General features: G+C 64.5%; 9 protein-coding genes and 2 pseudogenes. 5 read left to right on the top strand and 6 right to left on the bottom strand.

What is annotated here, in order from left to right; translation table 11 throughout:
- On the top strand, positions 1 to 524 hold a 524-nt coding region (locus tag COGEMETH_RS21310; protein ID WP_238184616.1), incomplete at its 5' end, for a trypsin-like serine peptidase.
- 146 nt (positions 525 to 670) lie between these two features.
- Here the strand turns inward: COGEMETH_RS21310 and COGEMETH_RS21305 are convergent.
- From COGEMETH_RS21305 to COGEMETH_RS21290, 4 genes are all read right to left on the bottom strand, one after another.
- Positions 671 to 1,831, bottom strand: coding sequence for a S8 family serine peptidase (locus tag COGEMETH_RS21305; protein ID WP_238184615.1), 1,161 nt, complete (start codon positions 1,829 to 1,831; stop codon positions 671 to 673).
- 345 nt (positions 1,832 to 2,176) lie between these two features.
- A complete protein-coding gene (locus tag COGEMETH_RS21300; protein WP_238184614.1) occupies positions 2,177 to 2,434 on the bottom strand; it encodes a hypothetical protein in 258 nt (85 codons plus the stop codon).
- A 51-nt stretch (positions 2,435 to 2,485) separates the two neighbouring features.
- Positions 2,486 to 4,033: a peptidoglycan recognition protein family protein gene (locus COGEMETH_RS21295; RefSeq protein ID WP_238184612.1), complete on the bottom strand. Its 1,548-nt coding sequence runs from the start codon at positions 4,031 to 4,033 to the stop codon at positions 2,486 to 2,488.
- 223 nt (positions 4,034 to 4,256) lie between these two features.
- A complete protein-coding gene (locus tag COGEMETH_RS21290) occupies positions 4,257 to 5,186 on the bottom strand; it encodes a DUF3616 domain-containing protein (RefSeq protein WP_238184611.1) in 930 nt (309 codons plus the stop codon).
- A gap of 256 nt (positions 5,187 to 5,442) precedes the next feature.
- Here COGEMETH_RS21290 and COGEMETH_RS21285 point away from each other — a divergent pair, with 256 nt between their 5' ends.
- Entirely contained in the window at positions 5,443 to 5,817 is a 375-nt protein-coding gene (locus COGEMETH_RS21285; protein WP_238184610.1) for a hypothetical protein, read from the top strand.
- A gap of 487 nt (positions 5,818 to 6,304) precedes the next feature.
- On the top strand, positions 6,305 to 6,895 hold the full coding sequence (locus COGEMETH_RS21280; RefSeq protein ID WP_238184608.1) for a D-Ala-D-Ala carboxypeptidase family metallohydrolase: 591 nt from the start codon (positions 6,305 to 6,307) through the stop codon (positions 6,893 to 6,895).
- A gap of 642 nt (positions 6,896 to 7,537) precedes the next feature.
- On the opposite strand, the pseudogene COGEMETH_RS21275 reads toward COGEMETH_RS21280, so the two are convergent.
- Positions 7,538 to 7,663: pseudogene (locus COGEMETH_RS21275) on the bottom strand (IS3 family transposase); the annotation flags it as partial.
- A 120-nt stretch (positions 7,664 to 7,783) separates the two neighbouring features.
- On the opposite strand from COGEMETH_RS21275, the gene COGEMETH_RS21270 reads away from it, so the two are divergent.
- Both COGEMETH_RS21270 and COGEMETH_RS21265 read left to right on the top strand, forming a co-directional pair.
- On the top strand, positions 7,784 to 8,251 hold the full coding sequence (locus COGEMETH_RS21270; RefSeq protein WP_238184606.1) for a transposase: 468 nt from the start codon (positions 7,784 to 7,786) through the stop codon (positions 8,249 to 8,251).
- Positions 8,252 to 8,610: 359 nt separating this feature from the next.
- Positions 8,611 to 9,789: a hypothetical protein gene (locus tag COGEMETH_RS21265; RefSeq protein WP_238184604.1), complete on the top strand. Its 1,179-nt coding sequence runs from the start codon at positions 8,611 to 8,613 to the stop codon at positions 9,787 to 9,789.
- Positions 9,790 to 9,817: 28 nt separating this feature from the next.
- Here the strand turns inward: COGEMETH_RS21265 and COGEMETH_RS21260 are convergent.
- Positions 9,818 to 10,630: pseudogene (locus COGEMETH_RS21260) on the bottom strand (IS630 family transposase); the annotation flags it as partial.

Genomic DNA, 10,630 nt, shown 5'->3' with positions numbered 1-10,630 from the left:
AGGTCGATCTAAGGCTTCAGGCAGCGGCGACCACCGCCATATTCGACTTCGACAGTGACGGATCCCAGACCGTGTCGATACAGGCGAGCGAGCTCCTCGCCTGGGACCCCGTGCTTGACTACGCGGTGCTGAGGATCCCAGACGACTGCGGACGTCCCCCGCTCCGCCTGGCCAAAGATCCGCTTCAGGCAGCGCCTGGGCAATACGTGCCGGTCAACATCGTCCAGCATCCCGCGGGCCGGCCGAAGCAGTTCGCGATACGTAACAACCTGGTGCGCGAGGTCAAAGGCGACGAGGTTCAGTACTTCACAGACACCCGCTCCGGCTCCTCGGGTTCGCCCGTGCTCGACGATTTTTGGCGGGTTGTGGCGTTGCACAAGGCGTCCAGGAGTGTGTCCGGGGTCAACTTCCAAGGAAGGACAACTGCCTACGTGAACGTCGGGACAACGATCATGGCAATCCGCCATCACATACAAGGGCTACACGCCGACCTCTGGGATGAGATCGAACCGAGAGGCGCCTGACCCCGCCCCAGGCGCATGAGGACCGCCTTTCTCCACCGGCCTCCTAAGCCTGTAAAACGGGGTTGCGGCTCCGCCGACGATCCGCTTCCGCCGATCGGAATGCAGCGGAATGCAGCGGAAGGCGCTAGGCCGGGTCCGGCCCTTGGCTACGATTGGTCCCGCGCCGTCGCCGCCTCGACCATCGCACGGATATCCGGGCGGCGTCCGATGCGCTGGCTTTGCGGTCGATCGGGTCCGTCGGTCTGATCCGAACCCGTGTTGCGGAGGAGCGCGCGCGCGCGCGCGGGAGTCAGTAACGGGAGTTTGCGGCTTCGTAAGATGCCCTGGACAGCGCCCAACGCACCCACCACAATGGGCGACGCGCTCGACGTCCCGCTGAAGCGGTCCGTGTACCAGGCTTCCTCGCGGCCCGACTGAAGGTCACCGTAGCCGCAGGTAGTCACCTCGCGTCCCCAGCCCTGCACGTCCACGAGCGCCCCGTAGTTCGAGAATTCCAGGCGCGAGCGGTCCGGTCCGTGGTCGCTGCCGTGCGTCCCGGGAGGGGGCGCGCCGGCGCCTACTACTATCGCGCCGCTGTCGCGGCCCTTCCGAGAGTAGGGATTGATCCAGTCTCTGGGAAAACCCGGCGCGGGCTGGTCATAGATCGGATCGTCCAGGTCCTGCGCGCCATTGCCTGCCGCCTCGACCACGATCACGCCACGCCCAACCGCATACCTGATGGCATCATAATCGTCTGGCCACCACTCCACCGCGACGTAACCATCTTGATCCTGGCGGCCTTGGTAGTCGTTCCTTGGTCCCGGTCGATGTAGCTCGATGAGGAGAATGTCTCCCGGACGCAGCTTATCCGCGGCAGCGCGGATGGCGGCCGCCGAGCCGATCTCGAAGATCGCGACTGCCCCGACCTTGGCGTCGGGGCAGATCCCCGTGATCCCGCGACCCTCCTGGTCCCCGCCGAAAACCCCCATGACTGCCGTGCCGTGGTTCCGCCAACCCATGTCCGCACTTACGATGCCGCCGCCCAATCCCAGGCTGTTGCGCACCAGGTCCTCGTGTTCGAAGCACCAACCGCCCTCGACGTCGTAGATCGTGACGCCTTCACCTCGCCCTCCGGGCTGCTCCCATGCGAAGACCGCGTCGACACCTTCCGGGGCTGGCTTGAGGTAGACCTGCCTGGGGCGGTAATCCGGCGTGGCGCCCGGCGGCTCTGCGAGCGTCGGGGCCATGTCATTGAGCATGGGAGGTTCGGCCGGCGGCTTGACGTAGGCTGCCTCGACCCCGGGTACGCTAAAGAGCTCCTTGGCCAAGGAGTCCAGGGCGCCGTCCTCCTTCGCCCTCACCCTGTGGAAGAGCGGCCTTGCCCCCTCAAAAGCAGAGGGAGCGTCGGTCTCTTGGGAGGCAGCGAACAAAGGGGCGACCGACGCGCCGTATCGCCCGAGGACCTCGTCGAAGGCCCGGGCGAAACCCGGAGGAGCCCCCTCCGCGACGTCGCCGGAGGGCTCAAGGCCGGCGACCGCAGGTGGGACGAACACGATGAGTTCACGCTCGGCCTGGTAGCGCGCGCTCCCGCCTTGTTGAGTTCCCCCAGCCATTAAAACCTCCGTTTGCGCAACATTGGAACGTCTCGGCGAGCGTGTCCACAGGCGATATCTTCAGGGCGCCTCGTCGGTCGGTTTGACGTAGGCTGCCGTTACTTCCGGACGCACCCGAAGCGCTTCCGCGAGCCGCGCAGCCTGGCCGGCGTCGGGGACGCTCACGGCGAACCATCGCCTCAGGTTCGGGTCGCTGGTGCCCGGATGGACCGCGCGCAACGAACACCCTAGGGCGGAGACCGCCTGGTGCGCACCGGTCCACGCTGCCCCCCCCTCGCTGCCGACCGCCGCGCCATCAAATTGCACCATGAGGTCCACGCCAATTCTCCCATCCCGGCATCATCAGACCACCAGAAATTCTGAGCGGCGCTATTCTGGGTGCTGTCGTTCGCGTCGGCCGCCCGCGAGAATCAACGCGCAACCAAGCATTAAGGCGCCGAATCCAAGGAGCATAATAGAGGCTGATGCTTTCCGCGTTCCTCGCCGTCCGGTCCGCGCCCTGGGCGGTCCCCCTTGCCGGGACGGGGCGTCAGCTTCGCCGAAAACGCGCCGGGTCTCCCCGTGGGCCCTCTTCAGATAATGCGCCGTCGAGAGGTCGAAACGGCCGTCGCCGCTGTTGAAACCATCCGGCCTGCCAATCCGCCGCGTTCCGCTGAAGACGCGTTGCTGGAACATGCGGACTGCCATGGCGGTAACGGTCCCGTATTCTCCATCCGGCGGACAAAAATATCCGAGTGCCTTGAGGTCGCCTTGGAGCCCCCGCACGGCTCCGGAGACGTCTGGCCGGACCACGCCACCATAGCGGCGTTCAGCGTCCCCGTCTCCATCGCGCAATGTCTCGCGGGGAAATCGCTGGAAGAAGCCGCCGTAGATGTCGGGTCGCACGACGCCGTCCGCGAATTGGAACCCAAGGCCCAGCGCTTCGATGCGCTCCCAAGGGAATGCCGACCCGGGGTCGGTCGACTTGCGGCCCAGCCGCTTCGGCGCGGCCGGCTGGCAAGGATTGCGGCTGCCCGGGTCGCACAACCCGATGTCGCTGTGAGCGACCACCCTCCCGGGGGGAATACGTGGGTAAGCCGCCTTGATGCGACGCACGAGGTCGACTACGGCGTCGACCTGGACGACTGGGTATTCGACGCCGGTCCGGTGGGTCATCTCAATCCCGATCGAAGCCCCGTTCAAGTTCTCGGCCCCTTGCCACGCGCTCGTTCCGGCGTGCGCCGCCTTGCTACCCTCGGCGGCGAGCTTGTAGACCTCACCGTCCGGGGCGACGAGGTAATGGATCGAGACCTGCCCGCTGTAGAGGAAGGTGCGCAAGTCTCCGTCAAGCCTACCTGCGGTGTGGTGGATGACGATCATGTCGGGCGGACCGGGCCGGGCCGACACCAGTGGTGCTCGCAGCCAAACCGGTCCGAGACGTACCCGCAGGCCCTTATCCAAGATCGTTATACAATCGGCAGGCTCGGCGGCCGCCAAGCGTCCTCCCGCGACCTGGACCGTCCCAGAGAACGGACGCCAGACGCGCTCCTTGGACGGATCGACCGGAAAACCGGGCCCGACCGGACCAGCGAACACGTCAGGCGCCGTCACCGTGATGGCGTGTCGACCCTCGCCGAGCGCGGCGAGGTCGAGCACGGCCACGCCGTTTGCGGCCGTCGTGGCGGAGACCGCGCCGACCGAGATCCGGCATGCCGGCACCGCCTCGTCCGGAAGGACGCGGTTGACGACCGCCACCGTAAGCCCGGCGGCCGGTGGCGCGTCGTCAGGGGCCGTCCCTGAGCCGGCCGATACCCAGAAAGGCGGAACTTGGAACGGGAAGGGACGCGGCCGTGGGTTCGGATCCGCGCGTCCTTCCTTTTCGTCGCGCTCGTCCCATTCCACGAGATTGGGCGAGTTGGCGTCCGGTTCATTGACCATCGGCGTCTCCGGTCTCGCCGTCATGCTGGCCGGCAAAGAATGGGACACGTCCTCCAGGAGGGCAAGATACTCTTCGCCCGGCCGGTGTGGCCCCAGCCTCGGCCGTCGTCCCCGCCTGTGGTTGGCGTCGCGCTTGCCTCCCACCCCAGGTGCGGACTCTCGCCGGACCAGGACCTGTCACGGACGCCGAGAGCCCCGGCGGCGCCGGCCGAGCCGGCGACTATTACTTTGCCGTTCCGGCTTCCGGCAAACTGACGTCCACGCTCCGGAACCTGCGCAGGTGGGCAGGCCCCTCGTCGCTGCACCGATTCCCGTCGTCGCTCAGAATCTGGAAGGAAGTTTGATCCGGGAAGGCGACCAGCGCCTCGGGAATTAGGTTGTCGCCCGTCCACATCTCCAACGCTAGCTTCGGCGACAGGTCGTCGGGACGTCCTGACCACCAGTAGAGGCGGAATGGCGCACTGCCGTCCTCCACCGGTCCCGCAGTGATGACGTAGGCCCGTTCGCCGCTCCCGACCCAGTCCATGCTTCGTATGCCGAGGCCGCCAAGATCCAAGCGTACGGCCGAACCGAATCGCGGGGCCTGCGACGCCTCCACGACAGCGGCTGGATTCTCAAGGGGCACAACAATCGCCTTGCCGTCGACGAGCGGCCCGCGAAGCCCCAGCAACAGCCCTTCGGCGGCGGCGGCGAGGCCTTCCAGGTTGAGTTCTGCGTTGGGCACGCCGGCGGCGGCGGCGAGGTCGTCCCGTAACCCGAACGCCGGCTTTCCAACCGCCCGGAGAACGGGCCTTCCCGAAGCGAACCCCACGTCTGTTGCGAAAAACACTTTGCGCTTGTCGCGATCCTGACCGTTCTTGTTGAAAGAGTGTGAGCTGATCCAGTAAACGCGCGACCCGACGCGCGCGGCACCCTCCAGGTCCGAGCCTCCGAAGGTAGTGAACGGCTCGAAGTCGAATTTGGCGACCGGGTCCGCGATCCCCCTCTCGTAGACGAACAGCACGTTCGTTTCGTCGCTAGCGACCGCGAAATGGCGGTCGTCCAGCGCTGCGGCTGCGGAGGCCTCGCAGAGCCCGCGATACTCCCGGGTTTCTGCGGTCGCTTGGTTCGCCACCAGAGAGGCGGCGAAGCCGAGGACGGCTAGGTGGCGCATCGCTCGCTCCTTCATGGCGGACAGGTACCTCGCGCGAACCGGCCCCATTGACCGAGGTCGAGGGCTGGATCGCGCGCTGGGACGAGACGACTGCCGCCCGGACGCGGCCGCCCCATGCGTGGGCCCCGTACTGTGCGGACGATGGAACGCCGAGCGCGCCCGCTCCATGCTCTTGCGCCTCGCCCAATCAGTATGATGATGGACGACGTGGCATTTGCCAAGAAGAAGCTTCGCGTCGTCGCACAGGTCGGGGCACATGATGCGGATGCTCTGGCTGTTCGGCGCAGTCGTCCTCGCCACGGTGATCGTAGCGATTGCGGAGGGCAGACTGAAAGCAGGCGTAGCCGTGATTGAACCGAGGGTCATCGCCGAGCTCGACAGGAAACCTTTCTGGGTTAGCAAGATCACCTTCCTGATAGAGGAGCCGAGGAGGATTGACAACCTGTCCAAGGGGTCGCTCCGGCCGATCGAGAAGACCCTGGAGGGGGATATTGAATCACTTCCGGCGAGGAGCCTGGACCGCATTGCCAGGATGACGTTCGGGCACGGAAGCGGAGCGCACCTGAAGATGAGCGCCGGCCTCGTCAACGACCGCCGGTCGAGTCTCATTTTGACCGGCGTTGTCACCTAGACGCGCCTGTCGAGGCCGCTTCTGTCCGAACCGTAACTGACGCGTCCCCGGCCAACCGCTGACTCTGCAGAGCCTCGACACCTCAAGTCCTGCGTTTCCATCAGCCCGTACCGGCCAAGGCGAGTTGCTCCCCCGCTGCCGAGCGTGGCGAAAGCCGGCCTGAACGCGGACGTGGTCCCTGCCGTGCCATGGGAGCGCCCGCCGGCTCGGTGGGGCCACCTGACAGGACGGACAGCGGCCCCGGGCGACTTGACCTTGCCGGGGTCACGGGCCGCGAGCGATGGGAAGAGGGTCCGTCGGCCGCAACGAAGCATCCCGCTCGTCGTGCCGCTTCCCGACGGACCACGACCGCCAACCCAATTCGGTGACGGGGTGGACCGATTGCGAATCAAAGTTCGCAGAGGTACCGAGAACAGGAAGCGCCCTGCGGTCGGTGGGGGCGCGACCGACGCTTAGGCGCGGTGCGGACGCCGCCCGGGAGCACGCCATGGCTGACGAAAGCAGGACGGACCTCGACAGCGTCGCAGAGGCGACCGCGGACGTAGCCGAGGACGAGGCTATGAGGACATACGACGCCTCGTCCCCCCCGCTCGCGAGCGACGATCCGCCGGATGCAGGCTACGAAGAGAAGTTCAAATCCTACTTATCATCCCTTAATCTTCGTCATTTCGGCTTCCGCGAATTTTTGTTCCTGGGTGGTTCGCACTATTCACCGACGAGCGCGTGCCGCGGCAGGAATGCTCTGCCGCCCGAGGGGCTCTGGAACAACATTGGGCCTACCGCCAGGGTGCTAGACGAATTGCGGGAGCGGTTGGGCGCACCGATCAGGCTCAACAGCATTTACCGCAACACTGCCTACAACTCCTGCTTATCTGGCGCCGCCGCTGAGAGCCAGCACAAGTCCATGCGCGCCGTCGACTTCACGGCTGCCGACGGGAAGGGGCCTGCCCATTGGCACGCCGTCTTGCGACGAATGAGGGACATGGAGAACGTGTTTTCTGGGGGCTTAGGGATCTACAACACCTTCGTCCACGTCGACACAAGGGGAACGAGGGCAGACTGGGACAACCGCACCTGAAGGCTGCGCCCGCGCCTGATCACGCCGGTTGTGAGGTTGCGCTTGATTTCGGCGACGGGTCCGTCTCACGCGACCTCGCGGGCCGGGCCCGTCGCTCACTGTCGCCGCCTTGCGCCGGGCCACCTTCTCGATTCGCTGCGGCCTGAAACTTATCGACAAGAGTATGCGGACCTGCATCGCGGGCGTGGGCGCGAGGACGGCCTCCACCACCTCAAGGCTCGCTGCGCAAGAACGGCTACAGCGGAAGCCTCGACGCGCGGCAGCGCGGCGCGTGCTGAACGGGGAAAAATTCCGCAGCTTGGGGGGAGGCGCGGATCAGATTCGAGAATAGTCGACGGCACTACGACGTGATCGGGCCACACGGAGTGCACTGCCGCCGGCCGCCCGCGCCCGATGTGTTCCTGCCTGCCTTCGCAGCTTGGCCGGTTGCGCTCGGCCAGCCGGCGCGATCATTCAGAGCTGCTCATGGAGCGGCGACCGATCCTGCACTGACTTCAGACATGGACCATTCCATGCGAATGGATCAATGCCACCGTCGGCCAAACCAAAAACCCTTCTCTTTGAAAACAACCTGAGCGGTATTCCGCTTGGACCGTCAGGCCGCCTGAAGAGGTGCGAACGGCGGCAAGCAAGTGATCCGTTACTTTGCTCGAAGAGCTCTGCCTCTTTGCACGCAAACGCCAAGCTTTTGCCCTGCGCTGTCTGCACCTCAATCTGGCGCAGCGACAGTACTACCTGCTCCGCACCCGTCTGCTGACCTCGCATCATGTCCAACGCCTTCGGTCCTGGCTGATTCTCTCAATAAGCTCGGTCCAAAGCCAGCCGGTCTGGTCAGTGCTGCCCCGTCCGTGAATTCAAGTCCATGTTGCCTAGGCAAGAACAGACTCGATGGCAGTGGATGAGGGACGGCGAGCAGTTCTTAAACGCTGGCTTGAGCCGCTCATGGCCGCGCTCGGGCATCTGGCCCGCCGAGGGATGTGCCCGTTCTGCGTTGCTGGCCTGATTAATTTGGCCGAGCGAAAGAGCGCGCAACCGAGAGCGGCACGGGCGGACGTTGTATCCCACGAATACCTGCAACATTCCATCGCTGTGATCTGGGATGGGACGCCTCTTTCGCAGGCCCTCCTGATGGAAGCGGATCGGCGCATGGGCAACCTCGATCCGGTCGTCGAGGTCGCGTATGGCGACTCTGAAGAAGGGCGACCATCCCGGTCGGAGTCGGCCCGCAATACGCCACCATACTGGTCATGTATGCTTATGGTGCCGGCCAAATCGATGCGGCTTTCAGACGGAAAGCTGCCGGAACCGGAAATCCGAACTAGCTGGTGTAAGGAGCGGAGCCACGTGTTGGGTTGACAGACCTTCCACAAACTCAGCTTTAACGAGACGTGCTTCAGGTCGTCATTTTTTGGGGAACACTCCGCGTCGGCTCTTGGTGCGTATAGCCCGCACTGCGCACGACTTTCATGGGATTTGCTAGTCGACCTAGAGCCAGCTCGCTGGACCTTGTCCTAGCTCGAATCCACATTGCCCTCGCCCCAAAAGTCGGGGATTGTCAGACGAAAACTACGTCTGATTCGCTCAACTTTGCCGTGCGTTCGGCGCATCCACAGTGGATTGAGCTTTCGGCTAAACACGGCAGAACAAACCATGGTGGAACTCGCGTGCATAACCTTCGCGCACGCCAAGGAAGCCGCTCAGAACAGGGACCTTCGATGGACAGTGATCTGCCTCCAGAGGGCGTCGTAACCGCATCAGACGACACCGCACTTACGATCGAAGAGGCGCTTAACCGCCCCGACCCGTCCACCGAGCCTGCCCCCCCCGTCGACGATGCCGGTGAGGAAATGCCAGGTACGGTGCCCCAGGCAGCGCATGACTACAGTGGCATTCGCTGGCCCGAAGCCGACCGCGCGCCGGACTACGCCTGGATCGCCGGCCTAGCTACACCGGCAGTTTTCGACCTGACGGCGGAGACTATCGAGGCGCTTCTCCGTCTCAATCGCTACGTTCCATCGCGCGAGACGGAGGTCATTGCCTTCGCGCTGCGCGGCGCATCGCTTGTGAGCGGCCACTCCGCGACAAAGGCCGGCAGTGTCGCGATCAAGGTGACCGAGCCCGATCACCGCAACTTCCGCTGTGTGATCGGCTTCTATTTCCATGGCGAAAGGAAACTGTCCGCGTTCACGGGATCAACTGTGCCGTGCCGCAAGGCAGTGTTCGGGTCCAAGCACGGCGGCGACCCGTCGAACATGCTACTAACCGGGATGTACTCGTATTACGTCTGGCGCCACAAGACGCTTACCCCGGCGCTGCGCCTCGCGAAGTCGAAGGCCGACTTGGAAAGCGGCGCCGAAGCGACGGTCCTGCGCAACTCCGCCGATTTGATGCTCGACACGGCTGACGTGTTCGACCCGTCAACGCCGCTCGACAACATCCATTGCTCGTACCTCTTGGGCGAGAGCTCCGACCTCGGCGCGCAGTTCTCCTCGTGGGGCTGCCTCACAGTGCGCGGCACTAAGGCGCCGTCGGACGAGTGGAAAATGTTCCAGAAGGTACTGAGCGGAGTTGGTCTCAAATCGCGCGTTGACCTAATGCTCACTACCGGAAAGGAAGCAGCGATCGTCGTCGATAGTGGCAACAACCCTGAAAATATCGAAGAGAAGCTTGGAGCTCTGCGACAAGGTTCGCGCGGCGAAGAGGTAAAGCGGGTGCAGGTCAAGCTCGGTATCGACGCCAGCGGCTTCTGGGGGCCAATTACAGCGGACAAGTTCACCGCCCGCCAGCGTGCGCTCAACCAAGCAGCTGGCAAGGGTCGTGTGGCAGACGGAATCTATGGCCGCAGCTCCGACGCGCTGACAGGTTGGAAGGTGTTCGCCGGCGCCTCGGCCTGATACCGTCAAAGCCTAGAGCGACATCCGATCAGGTTGGATCGTATGCGTCGTAGCCTGCGGCTGCGAGATAGTTGCGGCATTCAGTCTTTGAGAAGCGTCTGAACGCGCGTTTGATGGTGTTCCAGAGGTCGCTGACCGTGCGGGCTGCCTTGGCGCGCAAGATGGCCTTGAGCTTGGCGAAGACGAGTTCGATCGGATTGAAGTCGGGTGAGTAGGCCGGCAGGTACAGCAGCCGTGCTCCGGCCGCCTCGATGCGTTCGCGGATACCGCTGACCTTGTGGGCGGGCAGATTGTCGAGCACGACTGTGTCGCCGGGCTTGAGAGTTGGGACCAAGGTTTCTTCGATATAGCCGCGGAAGCGAGCTCCGGTCATCGGTCCGTCGAGGAGCGCGATGGCCGTCAGACCGCTGGCGCGAAGGCCGGCCGTGACCGTGATGGTCTTCCAGTGGCCGAATGGCACCGCGACCCGGCAGCGTTCGCCGCGCGGAGCCCGCCCGTAGCGGCGCACCATCTTCGTGTTGGTGGCGGTCTCGTCCAGGAACACGAGCCTGTCCGGGTCGAGATCAAGCTGACGCTCGAACCAGGACAAGCGCGCTGCCTTCACGTCCTCCCGATCCTGCTCAGAGGCGTGGCCGGTGTTTTTTTACGCGTGATGCCGTGGCGCTTGAAGAAGCGGGACAGGCTGCTCAACCCAACCTGCAGGCCCCGTTCTGTCAGTCGGCCGCGCAGTTCATGCAGAAACAGTTCGGGCTGCGCCTCGTAGATCTATCGGATCAGACCGGCCTGTGCCTCGATGGCGCGCGAGCGTTGATCGCCGCCCATCGGCCTAGAGCGTGTTATG

Origin of the sequence: Methylobacterium trifolii (assembly GCF_022179685.1) — a bacterium.
GTDB lineage: Bacteria > Pseudomonadota > Alphaproteobacteria > Rhizobiales > Beijerinckiaceae > Methylobacterium > Methylobacterium trifolii.
Note: the sequence above shows the minus strand (reverse complement) of the source record. Positions and strands in the feature narration are given on the sequence as shown.

Coding starts and splice junctions, on each gene's coding strand:
- COGEMETH_RS21295 (WP_238184612.1), bottom strand. CDS start 4,033: ATGGTCAATGAACCGGACGCCAACTCGCCCAATCTCGTGGAATGGGAC.
- COGEMETH_RS21290 (WP_238184611.1), bottom strand. CDS start 5,186: ATGCGCCACCTAGCCGTCCTCGGCTTCGCCGCCTCTCTGGTGGCGAAC.
- COGEMETH_RS21285 (WP_238184610.1), top strand. CDS start 5,443: ATGATGCGGATGCTCTGGCTGTTCGGCGCAGTCGTCCTCGCCACGGTG.
- COGEMETH_RS21280 (WP_238184608.1), top strand. CDS start 6,305: ATGGCTGACGAAAGCAGGACGGACCTCGACAGCGTCGCAGAGGCGACC.
- COGEMETH_RS21270 (WP_238184606.1), top strand. CDS start 7,784: ATGGCAGTGGATGAGGGACGGCGAGCAGTTCTTAAACGCTGGCTTGAG.
- COGEMETH_RS21265 (WP_238184604.1), top strand. CDS start 8,611: ATGGACAGTGATCTGCCTCCAGAGGGCGTCGTAACCGCATCAGACGAC.